Consider the following 16,825-nt stretch of genomic DNA (forward strand, 5'->3'; position numbering starts at 1 on the left):
AATGACGATGAAGGCCCGCCGCGCGCTGCTGTCCGCGGCCGCACTGGCCACGGTCGCGATCACGACCGGCTGTGGCTTCACCGTGGAGGATCTGCCGCTGCCCAAACCGGGCACCGGCGGTGAGACCTACACCCTGCACGCGAAGTTCGAGAACGCGCTGAACCTGCCCGACCAGGCCAAGGTGAAGGTCGGTGGTTCCGATGTCGGCGTCGTGTCGTCGATCAAGACCAAGGACTTCGAGGCCGTGGTCGACATGGAGATCAACACCGACTTCAAGCTGCCCAAGGGCAGTACCGCGGAGTTGCGCCAGGCCACTCCGCTCGGTGACGTCTTCATCGCGCTGAACCAGCCGAAGAACATCACGAGCGCGGAGACCATGGCCGAGGGTGACACCCTGGGCCTTGACGCCACGTCGGCGGGCGCCACGGTGGAAGAGCTGCTGGTGTCGGTGTCGATGCTGTTCAACGGCGGCGGCGTCGCCAGCCTGAGCAGGCTCGGTACCCAACTCGGCTCGATCCTCAACGGTCACGGCGGTGAACTGGGGCATCTGATCTACGAGATGACCGGTGTCATCGGCGAGCTGAACGCCAACAGCACCAAGGTCGATTCGGTGCTGACGGAGTTCAACACCCTCGCCAACACCATCGAGGTCAACAAGGGTCAGCTCGGCCAAGTGGCCGACACGCTGCCCCAGGCGATCGGCGCGATCGCCGAGAACAACCGGGCGATCGGCGATCTGCTCACCAAGCTGGCCACGGCCACCGCGGCTCTCGGTGACTACTCCAACACCACCGGTGATCAGCTCTCCGATCTGCTCACCAATCTCGACAACCTGATGAACGCGCTGGCCGCGACCGGCGACGACTTCGGTTATGTGATGGATCAATTGCACGCCATCCGCCCCGGTGCCAACGCCACGTTCCGCGGTAAGGGCCTGGCGCCGTACGCGACGCTGACCAACCTCGATGTGGGCCTGCTGACCGACCCGGCGAACAGCAAGCTCTGGGACATGAACGATGTGAACGATTTCGTCGGCAGCTTCATCCAGGTGCTGCAGATCGTTCAGGGCCGAGTGGGAGGCCACCGATGAGCAGGCTGAAGAAGTTCGCAAGCAGCAAGATCTTGCTGGCGAACGGCGCGCTCGTACTCGTGCTGTTGCTCGGTGGGACATACCTGCTGGTCAACGTGATGCGGGTCAATCCGCTTCGGTCCGAGTACGACGTCACCGTCAACCTGGACCGTTCCGGTGGTCTGCAGCCGGGTAACGACGTGACCCTGCGTGGCTTCCGGATCGGCAAGGTCACCTCGATCGAACTGATCAACGACGGTGAGGCCATCGCCGCGAAGACCGAGATCGACAAGGACTTCAAGATCCCGGTCGACACCATGATCCAGGTGGCGGCGCTGTCGGCGGCGGGCGAGCAGTACATCGACTTCCGTCCGAAGAGCGATGTCGGCCCGTTCCTCGGTGACGGCGCGGTGATCAAGTTCAACCCGGAACAGATCCAGACGCCGGTCCCGGTGTGGGCCGTGCTCGACGATACGAGCGCGCTGATCGGCTCGGTGGATCCCAAGCAGTTCAGCATCATCCTCGACGAGCTCGACATCGCGCTCGGTGCCGGGCCCGACCAGCTGCGCGGCCTGATCAACGGTGTGAGCCTGGTGGTCGCGGGTCTGGAAAACCTGCTCCCGCAGACGGTGAACCTCATCGCCAACCTGCGGGTGATCGCCGAGACCACCTCGAACGCACAGCCGGATCTGCAGACGCTCACCCGCAATTCGGGTTCGCTGCTCACGCAGTTCAACAATGCCAACGCCGAGCTGCAGGGCGTGCTCGACAATGCGCCGGGCCAGTTCGAAACCCTCGGCGCGGTGCTCGACAAGACGGCCGATCCGATCAGCTCGCTGGCGGCCAACTTCGCGGCCATCACCAAGGCGGCGCAGTTGCGCCAGCCCGCGATGCGGGTGCTGTTCCCCTCGCTGGCGCTGGGCCTCGGCTCGATCGGCGCCCCGGCCCACGACGGCGAATTCCACACCATCATCGACATCTGGCCGCGTCCGACGTGTAACTACGACACCGAGTACCGGCGTAACGAAGAGGTCCAGGACGGCAGCATTCCGAAGTGGAACTACTGCACCAACCCGCCTCCCGGCCTGCAGATCCGTGGTTCGGCCAACGCCCCGCGCCCGAACGTGCCCAACAACGGCGCGCAGATGCCGCCCGGTGTCGACCCGAACGAGCGCACGCCTATTCCCGCGAAGTAAGCACTGTGGATGCCCGGCCAGGCTGTTCACAGCTTGACCGGGCATACTCGCGGGGAACACGTGTGGCCCGGCTCACGGACCACACACAGAAATCGGTGCGATATGTGCGCCGGGAAAGAGCAGGATTGATTCGATGACCAGCGACGATGCCCAGAGCAAGTCCGATGCTGCCGAAGGCGACAAGCCCGATCTGGCCAAGGCCGACGACACCGTGAAGGGTGGCGCGGCGACTCCCGAGGTCGATCAGCCGACTGTCAAGGCGCAGACCGCGACCGAGGCGCCGGCGGCGACCGCTGCCTCGAGCGCGACATCGAGCTCGACGGGCTGGATCGCCGCAGGTGTGGCCGGTGTGGTCGCGGTCGGCGCGATCACCGCGGGCGTGGTGTTCTTCCTGCAGAACAACAGCAAGGCCGACAAGCTCGACGCCATCGCGTCCTCGACCAAGGCTGCCTGCGATTACGGCGCCATCCTGGCCAATTACGACTACTCCAAGGACCTCGACGGCTACATCGCGTCGATGAAGGCGGGCGCCACCGGCGACTACCTCAAGGAGTTCAGCGATGCCAGCGAGGCGCTCAAGGGCGCCATGGTGCAGGCCCAGGTCAAGTCGACCGGTGAAGACGTGCAGTGCGCGTACATGTCGGGCAGTACCGACGACGTCAAGGCCATGGTCACCATGACCCAGTACCGCACCAACTTCACCCAGGCCACTCCCGACCGGATGATGTTCGCGATCGAGATGAGCCTCGAGCGTTCCGGCGACAAGTGGCTGGTCAGCAAGCTGGACTCGCCGCTGCTCAAGAACGGTGGCGACCCCACCGGTGGTGCGGCACCAGGTCAAGCCCCTGCCCCGGCCCCCGTGCCTGCCCCCGCTCCGGCTCCGGCTCCGGAACCAGGGAACTGAGCATCTCTTCGCCGAACTGAGCCAACCGAAACGCCGCGGGCAGATGCATCGCCCGCGGCGTTTCGTTGTGCGGTCCCACTCCGGTCGCACCGCGCCTAGAACAGGGTGAGAGCCCCTGCTACCGGCGCTTGCGCTGCGACCGACTTCCCTGTGGAGACCGTAGTTCTTGCGGCAGGCGCCGCGGGTTCTGGGGCGGCAGCCACCACGGGTACCAGCATGCCATCGCGCGCTCCACGAGCGGCCTCGCCCGCCAACTTGTCGGCCTGTTCGTTGAAGTAGTTGCCCACGTGGCCTCGTACCCAGCGGAACCGCACCGGTCCTTCGCGGTCGGTGATGGCGCGGTCGATCTGCTTGATGATCTCGACGTTCTTCACCGCGCCGCCGGTGGACGTGCGCCAGCCGTTGCGGCGCCAGCTGGTGATCCACTCCGAGGCACACTTGATGGCGTACTGGGAGTCGCTTTCGATGAGCATCGGTTCGGCGCCGGGGTGGGCGAGAATGGCTTCCAGCACTCCGCGTAGCTCGGCGATCTGGTTGGTGCCGCTGGCCGCGCCACCACTGTCGGCGGGCCCGGAATGATTCACCCATGCCCAGCCGATGGCACCACCGGGATTGCGCAGGCAGGACCCGTCGGTGCTCACGATGATCATGACCGCCACCCTAGGTGATACGGCCGACAAGATCGGTACCGTGAAATGCCTCTATCTCCCTTCGCAACCGCGATTCCGTTCGGCGCAGTGCCGATTTCGCGGCCGCGTCAGCGAAGCCGAGACCGTGGCACAGGCGGCCGAACATGCCGCGTGGTGGTGGATAGTCGGCTTCGGAGGTCAGCACCGACCGTTCGTAGCCGAGTGGATCGAATCGCAGGGTAACGGTTCCGTATACCCGCCCACGCAGGGTATACCCGATCACGGCATTGCGCCGATATTCGGTGATCTCCACCGAGTATCGCAGCGGAATCACCCCGAACAGCCGGACTTTCACCGCGTAGGCGGAGCCCAGGCCCTGATCGGGGTCGCCGAGGGGGGTGACATCGGTGACGCCGAACATCCACTGGGGCCCGTGGCGAAAGTTCTCGGCAAAGGCGAAGGCGGCGTCGACGGGGGCGCCGACGTCACTGGCAAACCTGATGTGGCCCATCGGCCCTCCCTGCTCCGGATGGGTTGTCACCCACGCGTACAGGAGGCAAAAGTACTACAAATCTCCTGTTTATTTAGCGGAATGGAGTTGTTCGACCAGGTACCGCGCGATCGGCATCGCCGACGTGGCGGCCGGGGACGGCGCGTTGAGCACATGGATCGAGCGCGGCGTGCGTTCGATGAGGAAGTCGTGCACCAGCGTGCCGTCGCGCAAGACCGCCTGCGCCCTGATCCCCGCGCGGTGCGCCAACAGGTCGCCGGCGCGGAGTTCGGGGCAGTACTTGCGGCATTCGGCGAGGTAACCGCGCTTGAACACCGAATTGCGCAGCTCGCGTAGCCCGGTGGCGAGATGGTCGCGGGCCACCCGGTGCACGCCGGCGAAGCCCAGCACGTCGAGCGCGTCGCGCCGGTTCACGCTGCCCTTGCGGTAGCCCTCCCGCGACAGTCCGAGCACCGCGTTCGGGCCGACGGTGAGTTCGCCGTCGATGGTGGGACTCAGGTGGACGCCCAGGAACGGCAGCGCGGGATCGGGCACCGGATAGATCAGCGTGCGCACCAGGTCCGCCCGTTCGGCGGGCAGTCGGTAGTACTCGCCACGGAACGGGACGATGCGAAAATCGGTGTCCATCCCCGCCTTTCGCGCCATCCGATCGGCCTGCAGGCCCGCGCAGACGATCAGGGTGCGCGCGGTGATCGAGCCCGCCGGTCCCGAAACCGTGACAGCCGAGACGTTCTCGGAGATCGCGTCCACCGCGGTGCCGAGCAGGATCTGTCCACCCATCGACTCGACCTGCGCGGCCAAGGCGGCGGTGACCCTGCGATAGTCGATGATGCCGGTGGCGGGCACGAAAAGCGCTCCCACACCGGAGATCCGGGGCTCGCGCCGCCGCAACTCGGCCGCATCGATCGCCTCGACCTGCACACCGTTGGCGATCGAGCGCTCGTAGAGCGCGAGCATCCGTGCGTGCTCGGCGGAATCGGTGGCTACCAACAGCTTTCCGCATTCCCGGAACGGGATGTCGTTGGCGTCGGCGAATTCCTTCGTCCACCGCGCACCGGCCCGGCACAGCCGTGCCTTCAAACTGTCCGGGGGGTAGTAGATCCCGGAGTGGATGACACCGCTGTTGTGCCCGGTCTGATGCGCGCCGAGGGTGGCTTCCTTCTCGATGAGTACCAGGCTCGCTCCGGGATACTCGGTGAGCAGCCGATGCGCGGTGGCCACGCCGACGATGCCGCCGCCGACCACGCAGAAGTCGTACGCACCGCTCGTGGTGCCGCGAGAAGTCACACGCCGACGGTAGTCGGCGGTTCCTCGGTCGGCGACCGCGGTGCGTCGGTGTCGTCGTGGGCCGGATGCTGTGCGGCGGGCTCGGTGCCGGGCGCTTCGGTCGGTGCGGGGTCCGATGGCAGCGCCGCTCCCTCGACGCGCAGCGTGTGACTGCCGAGGCCGGGGTCCGACAGTACGAACACCAATTCGCCACGGCCCGCGTCGAATTCGGTGTGCAACGCGGTAACGGCCGTCGGATCCACAGTCATACCGAGGTATTTCGCCGCCACCGTCACGAGATTGGTGTCGACGGTGAAGGCGACGGCGTCGTCGCGTGGCGGTGCCACTTGCGCGCCGACGTAGGTGCCGCCGATGCCCACCCGCCCGGTCAACCGCGAATCATCCGGTCGCGCACCGGCGCCGAACCGCTGCGCGGTGACCGGTGTGCGTGTCGCGGCGGGGGCCGAGCGCTCGGTGGACAGTGTCGGCCCTCCGAAGGACATGACCAATTCGACGCCGTCGACGCGCGGTGCGGAGTCCTCGACCGAGAAGGGCCGGTGATGGCCGGGGTTCGGCGTCGCGCCCGGTCTCGCGAAATCCTCGGCGGGCGGCGCTGTGAGTTCGGGCATGTGATTGACGATGTAGGCGCCCGCGGCCACGGTGAGGCAGAGGCTGGCGGCGCCGGAGAAGATGATCGCGGACAGGCGCACGATCTGAGCTGGTCGATGTGCGGTCACGATGCGGTTCCCTCCTGTGGCTGTGGGTATACCCGGGTTGAACGGGCCCGCATCGTTGAAAGCCACGTGCTGATTTCCACGGTACGTGGTGCTCGGTGCCACTGCCGCCTCACACGACTGAGATCAGAGCCACATCTGAAATGCTGACGCATCAGTCCTTGTCGGGGTGTGTTTTCGCGTGGGTAAGTGTTTCTCACACCGCCGAACGGGGTACTTGACGGGGGCAGGCGAGCGTCATTCGCGACTGCCACGGTGGTCACCCCCGGCCAATGAAGTCCGGGGCAGTCGGCTCGAATGGCGCTCTGAGACTGGCGCTCGCCTGTTCCGGGGTGTGGGGTTGTCAGGCGAACTGGCCCGCCGCGCGACCCGCACCAGGAGGGCCCGCGAAGGCTTGGGCGATGCCGAGCCAGTGGTCGGCATCGGGGCCTTCGGTGACCAGGTCGGTGTCGTCGCGGTGGCGGCGCTGGGTGGTGATCAGGCAGAAATCGACGGCGGGGCCGGTGACGCGCTGGGTGGCGTCCTCGGGGCCCCAGGTCCAGAGGGTGCCGTCGGGAGCCGTCAGCTCCACCCGGAACTCTTCGGCTGGCCCGGATTCGCCGTTGACCAGGTAGGCGAAGTTCCTGGTGCGGACGCTGATGTGGGCCACGGTACGCAGGCGGGCCGTGGGCGTGCGGGTGGCACCGAGTGCGTCGGCGACGTCCTGGCCGTGCGCCCAGGTCTCCATGATGCGGGCCGAGATCATCGACGCGGCGCTCATCGGCGGGCCGAACCACGGCAGTTTGGTGCCCGCCGGGACGGCGGCCAGTGCGGCGATCAGCCGCTCACGACCGGCTCGCCAGCGAACCAGCAGGTCGGTGGGCGGTGTCCGGGCGATGTCCTCGGCGCCTTCGTCGACCACGGTCAGCACGCGTGGCGCGGCCTCGGCGACGAACGCGGCGAAGGCCTCGGCGTCGGTCGCGGCGATCACCGAAACCTCGTCGGTCCAGGTCAGGTGGGCGATCTGGGTGGCGATGTCCCAGCGTGGCGCGGGCGTCGGCGTCGTCCACTGTTCCGGGGACAGTGGTGCGACCAGGTTTTCCAGATCCGCGCATTCGGCGGCGAAATCGTCGAGCAGCGCTGCGAGGTCAGCCATGGAGTTCCCTTGCCGATCATGGCGCGACCCGGTGTCGGTGCGCCGTCGTGACCAAGGGTCGCAGCGACCACTCCAAAATGCAAGCACGCGTGCTTGTTCTTGAAATGCCCTACCAACCGAAGGTCAGCAGGTGCAGCGCGCCGACACCGATACCGAGCGCTCCACCGTGCAGATACAGCAACCACGCGTCCTGCTCGACCGAGGCGTAGAACATCTCCATGAACTCACCGGGCGTCAGTGTCCGTAGCTTGCGTGCCGCGAAGTCGTCGATCTTCTTCGCCTGTTCCAGCACGAACTGCTCGTCTTCGATCATCGTGCGCGCCGAGATCACCCCGGCGCCGGCACCCGAGACCGCCAGATTCTCGAACTGCTTCTTGCCCATCGCGGCCCGCACCATGAACGCGGTGGCCCCGAGCTGCTTGTGGATCTCCTCCGAGACCACCCGCTCGATGAGCTGACGGGTCTTGTCCCCGTTCGGCCCTTCCAGCAGCTCGACGGACAGGTTCTCCACGGTCAGCACCTGGTAGGCCAGGATGTGCGCGAGGTCGGTGGCGGCCTGGGGCTGACGCTTGGCCAGCAGCGCCTGACGCCACAGGTACTTGTAGCGCGGCTGGGGATCGCCGGGTTCGAACACCATCTTGATCGCGATCACGTTCACCGTCACGCCGATCATGGCCGAGGCGAACAGCACGATCGCCCAGGCCGGGATCGCGCCGAAGTAGGGGATCTTCGAGTGCACGTGCAGGTACAGCGCCAGGATCAGGCCGAACGGCGCACCGAGCAGACCGATCCGCGCCATGAACTTGAGCTCGGGCGCGGCGATGGTGGTGGTGAGGTCCTTGAGGATGGCCGGGTTCTTCTCCAGATACCGGATCACGAAGTTCTTCACGTCGAGCAACTGGTCGATATTGTCGCCGAGGCTTTCGAACGCACGCCGGCACAGCGCGGGCAACTGCCGGTCGACCCGCTGGTAGATGGCTTGTTTCACCGGTCGCGGCAGCGACCGCCACAGGTCGGGGTTCTCCCGATTCATGATCTCGTCGACGATCGGCTGCACCTGATCGCGAGCCCGTTCGGCGAGGTAGTCGCCGATGCCGTCGAGGTCGAGCTCGTGGATGAAGTCACGGGGGCTACCGATCCGCAACAGCGCCGAGTCCACGCAGATGCTGGCCATCTTCTCCGCGCGAGCCGGGATGAAGCCCTGGAAGCCGAGCATGCGCCCGTCGCCGGAGAAGGTCGGCAGCACCTGGACGCGCCGGGGCAGGTAGGGGTACAGCACGTGGAGCAGCGGAACCCGGAAGCCCTTGAAATACAGCGGCCAGAACAGCATGAGCACGCCGGTCCAGTTGGTGAGCCAGCCCGCGAGTGCACTGAAGATCGGGAAACTGACCAGCTCGACGACGAATTTCGACTGCCCCGTCAGCTGTTCCCAGTCGATGAACAGTCCAGAGGCCAGTGTGGTCATCGAGTAGCCCCCTAGTGCTGACGCGCGAAATACGTGAAGAACGTGAGAATAAGGCAATCACATTCTGGCCGGTCGTGACGGGGTGTCAACGCAAGTCCGCGCGTGCCGTGGCCGGGTGATCCCCCGTCGGCGCCCCGCGCCCCTCCGGCCGCCCCCGAGCCGCAGAGGACGGCTGTGCGCCCATGTCCATTAGGCTGGCATGGGCTGTTGTCCGCGTCACCGAGTTCTTCTCCGTCGCCTGCGCAAAGGGAGTTGCCGTGAGCATTGTTCCCACGAATCATTTCGAGCGTCCGGTCGCCGTGATCGGTGGTGGCACCCTGGGCAGGCGGATCGCGCTGATGTTCGCCACCAGGGGCGGCGAGGTCCGGATCATCGATCCCGACGGCGGCGTGGGCAACGCGGCCGTCGCCTTCGTGGAGAAACAGCTACCCGAGGTGGCCGCCACGGTGCCGGGTGGCACGCCGGGGACCGCCGAATACGTGCCCGATCAGGCGATCGGTGTGAAGGGCGCGTGGCTGGTGGTGGAGGCTGTTCCGGAGATCCTCGACCTGAAGAAGAAGGTTTTCGCCCAGCTCGACTCCGACACCGATGCCGACGCGATCGTGGCCTCGAACTCGTCGTCGTATGCGAGCCGGTTGTTCACCGAGGGCTTGAAGACCAACGACCGGATGCTCAACACCCACTTCTACATGCCGCCGCAGTCGACGGTGCTCGACGTGATGTCGGACGGCCACACCAGCACCGACGTCCTCGACTTCGTTCTGACGACCTTCCCGGAGTACGGCCTGCACCCGTATCTGGTGCGCAAGGAGTCGACCGGCTTCATCTTCAACCGAATTTGGGCCGCCATCAAGCGCGAGTCGCTGCAGGTGGTTTACGAGGGCGTCTCGATTCCACCCGATATCGACGAGATGTTCATGCGAAATTTCGGAACGAAAGCGGGTCCGTTCCGAATGATGGACCAGGTGGGCCTGGATGTGGTGCTCGATATCGAAAAGCATTACGAGCAGGAGAATCCGAACCTGCCGAAGGGCCCGGTCGAGCTGCTGAAGAAATATGTCGACGCGGGCAAGCTCGGTGTGAAGACCGGCGAGGGATTTTACGACGACTACCCGAAAAAGGGCTGATCGTCGATGACCGAAATAGTGGCGCTGGATCTCAAAGCCGGTGTGATGCACGCTGTTTCGCTGGACGGTAAACGCATTCGCACCGTGGTCGACGGTCTGGATCGGTTTCCAGACGGTGTCGTCGTCGACAAACTGCGCGGCCACATCTACTGGACCAACATGGGCACACCCGACGCGCGCCCCGAGCGCGGTGTCGAGCCGGAGTTCTTCTCCCGCAACGGTTCCATCGAGCGCGTCGACCTCGACGGTGGCAACCGCACCACGATCGTCGCGGTCGGCGCGTTCACCACCGGCAAACAGCTTGCCGCCGATTTCGAACAGGGCCGACTGTATTGGTGTGACCGCGAAGGTATGCAGGTGCTCACCTGCGATCTGAACGGTGACGACCTGCACGCGGTAGTGGTGACCGGCCAGGGCGAGGCCGACGCGCGCGTCCCCCGCAACTGGTGCGTCGGGATCTGCCTCGACCTCGACCGTCGCCTGCTCTACTGGACCCAGAAGGGCGGGGCGAAGAGTGGCGACGGCCGGATCTTCCGGGTCCCCATGGCGCTGCCGCCCGGCGCTGATCCCGCCGCCCGCACCGATATCGAACTGCTCTGGGAAAACCTGCCCGAGCCGATCGATGTCGAACTTCACGGTGTCGGCGATCTCGTCTGGACCGACCGCGGCGCCGCCCCCCACGGCAACGCGCTCTACGTGGCCGAGGTCCAGCCGGAAGTGGGCACCCCGACGATCGTCTCCACCGGCTACCGCGAGGCGATCGGCGTGACCGGTTTCGCTACCCGCTTCTATGTGAGCGATCTGGGCGGCACCATCCGCCTGGTGGACCTCAGCACCGGCACCGACACCGAGCTGGTCCGGATCGGCAGCCCGCTCACCGGGCTCGCGCTGGCCGACCTGTAGTCGCGCGTCTCTCGCCCACGATCGGGGGTCGTCGGCCGCAGCACGGCTTGTACGGCGAGGCCGACACACCGGCCGACCGGCATTCGGCTGCCCCACGCGATCAGGTTCATGACAGTGCCCCTTGGGCGTAGATGGCGGCACGGTCGCGATGGGTGAGCACCGGGCAGATCTCCACCCGGTCCGCGCCGGGCAACAGTGCCGGGTCCTCCCCCGGCAGCAGGTCGGTGGCCAGGATCGCCGCGCGCACGGCGTGCAGCGCTTCCTCGGTCTCGGCGATGCCGATCACCACGCCGGAACCGTCGGCACGGCGCAGTTCGTAGAAGTCGAGTAGGCCCGGCACGGTGGCGACGGCGGGCTCGATGCGATGGGTGCGGGCGAAGTCGACGGCGGCGAGTTCGGTCGCGTTGCGTGGCTGGTCGAACCAGACGAGGTGCGCGTACATGATTTCAGCTCCTGAACTGGGGAATCGGACAGCTCCAGCGTCGCGCTGCTGGGCGGCGCGCGGATCAGTGCCGCCACGTATTCGCAGTACTGAACTCGCGCCGACGCGCGATACTGGTTCGGTGCAGACTCCGGCCGTCGGACGGCATGAGGAGATCGCCCGCCTGCGCGCCGCCGTGGTGGCCGCGGCATCGGGTGCGGGCAGGTTCGTGCTGGTCAGCGGCACGGCGGGGATCGGCAAATCCTGGCTGGCCGAACGCGTCGTCGTGCTGGCCGTCGAGGCGGGGTTGCGGGTCGCACGTGGCAACGCCCTCGCCGACGCGGGGATGCCGCCGCTGTGGCCGTGGCGCCGCGCCGCGCGCGAACTCCCCGAACTGGCCGCCGCCCTCGACACCGTCACCGAACGGGGCGGTGGGCCCGCCGCCCAGCGTTTTCGGATGTTCACCGAGGTCGCCGACGTGCTCACCGCGGCCGCCGCGCCGTCGGGCCTGCTGCTGGTCCTCGAGGATCTGCACTGGTCCGATCCCACCTCGCTGGCACTGCTCACCCACGTGGCCGCCGAAACGCCACGCACCAAAGTGCTCATCGTCGGCACCGCCCGCGAACCGATGGGCGAGACCCTGCTCGCCGACCAGCCCGACTGGCTGCGCCTGCCCCACTTCCAATCCCTGCCGGTGCCAAGGCTTTCCGAACACGAGGTGCGCTACTGGCTCGAACAGCGCGGCTGTACCCCCGATCTCGCGCACCGCGTGCACGAACGCACCGACGGAACTCCCCTGCTCGTGCGCCTGGTCATCGATTCCGGCCTCGACGCCGGAGACGACCCGTTGCTCTCGGTTCCCGGTATCCGCCGCCTGATCCTCGCCCAACTCGACCGACTGGCCCCCACCGACATCGAGATCCTCAGCGCGGCAAGCGTGCTCGGTGAACGCATCGACACCGAACTGCTGACGCGGGTCCACACCTCGGTGCTTCGGCCCGAAAGCGCACCGAGCGGCGATGATCGGATGCCACTCGCTGTCGATGCGCCGAACCTCGCACCGGCGAGCGAGGAGGTGTCCGAGGCGCTCGATGCGGCGACCGGAGCAGGCATAGTGCGCCGCTTCGACGACGGGACAACGGGTTTCACGCACGCATTGGTACGCGATGCCGTGTACGCCGATCTCACACCCTCGCGGCGAACCGCCTACCACCGCGCGGCGGCCGAGGCCATGAGCGCGCGCGGTGGACCGGATTCGGCGGTGGCAGGCGCGATCGCGACCCACTGGCGCCACGCCCCCTCCGGCACCGACTCGCCCCAGGCCCGCCACTGGGCCCGCCGAGCCGCGCGGTCGGCTCGCGCGAGCGCCGCCTACGCGGAGGCGATCCGGTTCGGAGAGTGGGCCATCGACGCCGCGGGCGCCACCGTGTCCGACGCCGAACGCGCTGAACTGTTGATCGAACTGGCCCGCGACGAGTTCGCCGCGGGGTGGGTCGCCACCAGCCTCGACCACTGTGTCGAGGCGGGCGCTCTCGCCGAGCGGGCCGAGCGCCCCGACCTGCTCGCCGAGGCCGGACTCGTGGTCCAGGGCGTCACCACTCCGACGGTGATGACACAGCTGGACATGCTCTGCGGCAAGGCATTACGACTACTCGACGCCGATGGCCACCCTGATCTGATCGCCAGGATCCTGGCCCAGCGCGCCTTCTCCGCCGCCGACCGCGGCGCGGGTATCCAGGCCAGGGAACTCTCCGACCGGGCCATGCGCGCCGCGCGACGGTCCACCGACCCCGACGTGATCCTGGACGCGATCCACGCCCGCCACCTGTCCCTCGCCGCCACCGAGTTCCTCGACGAGCGCACGGTCCTCGCGGCCGAGGCGATCGAGATCGCCGCCGACGCCGAACAGCCTCTCGCGCAACTCTGGGGATATGTGTGGACAGCCGACGCGGCCCTGCAACGCGGCGACCTGCCCGCCTTCGACGACGCCCTCGACCACATCGAGCTCCTCGCCGACCGCCGCCGCCTCCCGATCGCCCGCTGGCATCAGCTCCGCCTGCGTGCCACCCGCGCTGCCCTGGTCGGCGAATTCAGCGCCGCGCTCGCTTTCGACGCCGCCGCCTACGAGCTGGCGCTCGGCATCGGCGACTACTCCCTCGCCGGCCTGCACCATGCCTTTCGCGGTATGTACGGCGTCATCGTCGGACATGTCGATCGCGACGAGCTCACCGCGGCGCTGGCGTCACTGGCCTTCGCGCCGAAGATCACGATCGCCCAGCTGTTCGCCCCGATGATGCACGCCATGGCGGGTGATCTCGACGAGGCGCGGGCCCTGTTCGCGCCGTTTCGCCTGCTTCCCGACACCCTGGAGATCGGCCCACGCTGGTCCGGCACCGTGTACTCGGTGGGCGTCGTGGCCGAACTCCTCGACGACGCCGAGACCGCCGACCGCGTCTATCGCGCCTTTCGCGGCCGCGAACACCACTACGCCGCCGACGGCACCGGAGCCCTCATCTGCGTCGGCTCCATCGCCCGCGTCCGCGCCGACAACGCCCGCGTCGCAGGCCATCTCGACGATGCCGTCGACCTCTACCACCGGGGAATCGCGATGGACACCGCGATCGGCGCGCACCCCTTCGTCGCCCTCGGCCGGCTCGGCCTGGCCCGCACCCTGCTCGCGCGCGGTGAGCTCCCCGCCGCCCGCGCCGCGGCCGAACAGGCCGCCACCGCCTTCCGCCGCCTCGAGATGCCCCACCGCCTGAAGGCCGCCGATGCCCTGCTCACCGAAATCGCCACGGCCGCCCGCTCCGCGGACCCGCTCACCCGCCGCGAACGCGAAGTCCACGACCTCGTCGCCACCGGCCTGACGAACCGGGAGATCGCGACCCGCCTGGTCCTGTCCGAACGCACGGTGGAAACCCACGTCCGCAACATCCTCGCCAAACTGTCCGTCACCAACCGCACCGAGATCGCCCGCGGTCGCCACTGAGGCCGGTCACAGGCATTTTGTCGTGGCCCGGACGCCGTCGGACGATGGGGTTACAGTGACCGGGCAGACGGTGATTTATGGGAGGGAACCCGGTGGAGCAGGTATGCCAGGTCGACTTGCGCGCCATCACCGCCCGTCGTGGCCTCGACCCGCGGGCTCGCGCGCAGGTCAGGATCGAGACGCCCGCGAGCACCGGCGACGGCACCATCCGCGTGCACGACAGCGGCATCGGCCTGTCCGAGGCTCAGGTGCACACCTTCCTCGCCACGATCGCGCGCAGCGACGACCTCGGCTTCGCCGGGCACGAGTTCCTCGGCCAGTTCTTCCCGGAGCTACTGGCCCACACCCGAGCCCAGCTCACCTGATTCGAAGGAACCACCCGCGATGCAACCGCTCGACCCGAACGATCCTCGGCGGATCGGCGACTACCGACTGCTGGGGGTCCTCGGTGCGGGCGGCATGGGCAAGGTGTATCTGGGCCGGAATCCGGGTGGGCGCACCGTGGCGGTGAAGGTGATCCGCCCCGACCTGATCGACCCCGAGTTCCGCGCGAGGTTCCGTCGGGAAGTCGGGGCCGCCCAGCGCGTCGGCGGTGCCTTCACCGCGCCGGTGCTCGACGCCGACGTCGATGCGCGGGCTCCCTGGTTGGCCACCGGCTATGTCGCCGGGATCTCGTTGACCGACGCGGTGACCCGGTTCGGGCCGTTCGCCGAGCCCACGCTGTCGGCGTTGGCGCACGGGCTCGCCGAAGCGCTCGTGGCGGTGCACGCGGCGGGCATCGTGCACCGCGACCTGAAGCCGTCGAACGTGATGCTCGCGATCGACGGACCCAAGGTGATCGATTTCGGCATCGCCCGCGTGATCGCTGACTCGGCTCTCACCACCACCGGGAAGTTCCTCGGCTCACCGGGTTTCATGTGCCCCGAGCAGGTGAGCGGTGAAACCCTGAGTCCCGCATGCGATGTCTTCGCGCTCGGTGGTGTCCTCACCTTCGCGGCCACGGGGCACGGACCTTTCGGGACCGCCGAGGTGATGCAGATGCTCTGGCGCATCGTCTACGAGCAACCCCGCCTCGAGGCCTTGCCTTCCGCCCTGCGACCGCTCGTCTCCTCCTGTTTGGCCAAGGACCCCGCCGCCAGACCGGCACCACAACAGATACTTTCGGAACTGGCGCGCATCGGCGCCCCCGAACACGGCGGTTGGCTACCGCCACAAGTAGTGGCGCACATCAGTACGGGCGCGGTCCGTCTCCTCGACCTGGATTCCGGCCCAGACAACCCTCCCGGCGCATCGCCGCCCGGCGCCGCGGCGACCTCCACGCCAGGGTGGTCGAGCTCCATCTCGGCACCGAATCCGCCAACCGCGAGCCCGACGCAAACCTGCGCGACCGGCTCCGCGAGACCGAACGGGCCGAGGGCCGCCGCCGGATCGGCATCGACTCCCTATGCCGGTTTCGGCGGATCGGTCACCGGCCCCACCCAGGCGCCGCGTCGAGCTTCGGCTTCGGCGGGGCCGAATTCCGCCGCGTCGAGCAGCGACTTCACCGGGTCGCCCGTTGTGGACGCGCACAACGTCATCGGCAGTCCGCGGCCCGCGCCAGCGGCCACCGCGTCGCGGCGCACTCGGACTCTTCTGATCGCCGCGTCCCTGGCCGTCGCGGTGGCTGTCGCGGGCGGTGCCTATCTGATCGGCACCCAACTGAACGGCGAGTCCACCGGCGGTACCGGATCGATCACCGCCGCCGAGTCGACCACGGTCGGCGGGCCGATCACCGCCGACGTCGGCTCGACCACCGCTCCCCTCAGCTCGACCGCCGCCGCGTCGGGCGCGACCACCGTCCCGGCCGCGTTCGTCGGCACCTGGAAGGGCCGCGCCGCCGACGGCCCGGTCCAGTTCGACATCGAGCTCACCATCGCCGCGGGCGCAGTCGGTGCCGAACTCGCCACCTCCGCCAACACCGGCACCTTCTCCCGCGCTCGGTGCGACCGCGCGGAGACCCTCACCGAAGCCACCACCGACCGGCTCACCTTTCGCGCCAGGCTCACCGCGGGGAGCGGATGCATGGACCAGGGCGCCACCTCCACGGTCACCCTGCGATCCGACGGCACCCTCGCCTATCGAACTCCCGGCTACCTCGGCGGCACCATCGCCGGCTCCCTGCGCAGAGGCTGACATGGACACCGACCGAATTGGAACAGGTTGCTACCGGATTGCTCAGGCTTGCCCTGGTCGCGAAGTAGTCGGTCAATCGTCCAGCAGAAAACGCCCGCATCTGGCCGGGTCGAGGGCATCGAGGACTGGTGGCCGTTGTGCATCACCCCAGGTGACACCGGTCTCAAAAATTCTGGCATTGCGATCTGGGTCACTAATATGCCAAACTCTCGCCCACACTGTGAAGCCGTTCGGTCTCACATTGTCCGGAAAGGGAGTCGATTGAGCAGGCGGCAGGTGAGTGTGGTTGCCACGCTCCCGAGGG

15 protein-coding genes are annotated in these 16,825 nt (G+C 67.6%); 8 read left to right on the top strand and 7 right to left on the bottom strand.

The features are described from left to right. The first annotated feature begins 1 nt into the window (after window position 1). From ACFWUR_RS09105 to ACFWUR_RS09115, 3 genes are all read left to right on the top strand, one after another. Complete coding sequence (locus ACFWUR_RS09105; protein ID WP_378904301.1) at window positions 2-1,090, top strand: MCE family protein; 1,089 nt, start codon at window positions 2-4, stop codon at window positions 1,088-1,090. Next, a complete protein-coding gene (locus tag ACFWUR_RS09110; protein WP_378904304.1) occupies window positions 1,087-2,265 on the top strand; it encodes an MlaD family protein in 1,179 nt (392 codons plus the stop codon). Before ACFWUR_RS09105 ends, ACFWUR_RS09110 begins: the two co-directional genes overlap by 4 nt. 133 nt (window positions 2,266-2,398) lie before the next feature. Beyond that, window positions 2,399-3,169: a hypothetical protein gene (locus ACFWUR_RS09115; RefSeq protein ID WP_378904307.1), complete on the top strand. Its 771-nt coding sequence runs from the start codon at window positions 2,399-2,401 to the stop codon at window positions 3,167-3,169. Window positions 3,170-3,264: 95 nt separating this feature from the next. Here ACFWUR_RS09115 and ACFWUR_RS09120 read toward each other — a convergent pair whose 3' ends face one another. From ACFWUR_RS09120 to ACFWUR_RS09145, 6 genes are all read right to left on the bottom strand, one after another. After that, entirely contained in the window at window positions 3,265-3,819 is a 555-nt protein-coding gene (locus ACFWUR_RS09120; RefSeq protein WP_378904310.1) for a ribonuclease H, read from the bottom strand. 10 nt (window positions 3,820-3,829) lie between these two features. Next, a complete protein-coding gene (locus ACFWUR_RS09125) occupies window positions 3,830-4,309 on the bottom strand; it encodes an SRPBCC family protein (RefSeq protein WP_378904313.1) in 480 nt (159 codons plus the stop codon). Window positions 4,310-4,378: 69 nt separating this feature from the next. Beyond that, window positions 4,379-5,596, bottom strand: a complete 1,218-nt coding sequence (gene lhgO / locus ACFWUR_RS09130) for an L-2-hydroxyglutarate oxidase (RefSeq protein ID WP_378904316.1) — start codon at window positions 5,594-5,596, stop codon at window positions 4,379-4,381. Further along, window positions 5,593-6,312, bottom strand: a complete 720-nt coding sequence (locus ACFWUR_RS09135) for a hypothetical protein (protein ID WP_378904319.1) — start codon at window positions 6,310-6,312, stop codon at window positions 5,593-5,595. Before ACFWUR_RS09135 ends, lhgO begins: the two co-directional genes overlap by 4 nt. Before the next feature lie 340 nt (window positions 6,313-6,652). Continuing rightward, a complete protein-coding gene (locus tag ACFWUR_RS09140; protein WP_378904322.1) occupies window positions 6,653-7,444 on the bottom strand; it encodes a TIGR03084 family metal-binding protein in 792 nt (263 codons plus the stop codon). 109 nt (window positions 7,445-7,553) lie between these two features. After that, a complete protein-coding gene (locus ACFWUR_RS09145) occupies window positions 7,554-8,909 on the bottom strand; it encodes a hypothetical protein (protein ID WP_378904325.1) in 1,356 nt (451 codons plus the stop codon). Window positions 8,910-9,166: 257 nt separating this feature from the next. Between ACFWUR_RS09145 and ACFWUR_RS09150 the strand changes: the two genes are divergently transcribed. Next, a complete protein-coding gene (locus tag ACFWUR_RS09150) occupies window positions 9,167-10,036 on the top strand; it encodes a 3-hydroxyacyl-CoA dehydrogenase family protein (protein WP_378904328.1) in 870 nt (289 codons plus the stop codon). Window positions 10,037-10,042: 6 nt separating this feature from the next. Next, a complete protein-coding gene (locus ACFWUR_RS09155) occupies window positions 10,043-10,939 on the top strand; it encodes a hypothetical protein (RefSeq protein WP_378904331.1) in 897 nt (298 codons plus the stop codon). A 106-nt stretch (window positions 10,940-11,045) separates the two neighbouring features. Here ACFWUR_RS09155 and ACFWUR_RS09160 read toward each other — a convergent pair whose 3' ends face one another. Then, on the bottom strand, window positions 11,046-11,381 hold the full coding sequence (locus tag ACFWUR_RS09160; RefSeq protein ID WP_378904334.1) for a hypothetical protein: 336 nt from the start codon (window positions 11,379-11,381) through the stop codon (window positions 11,046-11,048). A 121-nt stretch (window positions 11,382-11,502) separates the two neighbouring features. Here ACFWUR_RS09160 and ACFWUR_RS09165 point away from each other — a divergent pair, with 121 nt between their 5' ends. The 3 genes from ACFWUR_RS09165 to ACFWUR_RS09175 all read left to right on the top strand — a co-directional run bounded on the left by ACFWUR_RS09165 (window position 11,503) and on the right by ACFWUR_RS09175 (window position 16,521). Next, window positions 11,503-14,349, top strand: coding sequence for an ATP-binding protein (locus ACFWUR_RS09165; protein WP_378904337.1), 2,847 nt, complete (start codon window positions 11,503-11,505; stop codon window positions 14,347-14,349). A gap of 77 nt (window positions 14,350-14,426) precedes the next feature. Beyond that, on the top strand, window positions 14,427-14,714 hold the full coding sequence (locus ACFWUR_RS09170) for a hypothetical protein (RefSeq protein WP_378904340.1): 288 nt from the start codon (window positions 14,427-14,429) through the stop codon (window positions 14,712-14,714). Window positions 14,715-14,733: 19 nt separating this feature from the next. Next, complete coding sequence (locus ACFWUR_RS09175; RefSeq protein WP_378904343.1) at window positions 14,734-16,521, top strand: protein kinase; 1,788 nt, start codon at window positions 14,734-14,736, stop codon at window positions 16,519-16,521. Window positions 16,522-16,825 lie beyond the last annotated feature (304 nt).

Origin of the sequence: Nocardia sp. NPDC058633, assembly GCF_042717045.1 — a bacterium.
Taxonomy (GTDB): Bacteria; Actinomycetota; Actinomycetes; order Mycobacteriales; family Mycobacteriaceae; genus Nocardia.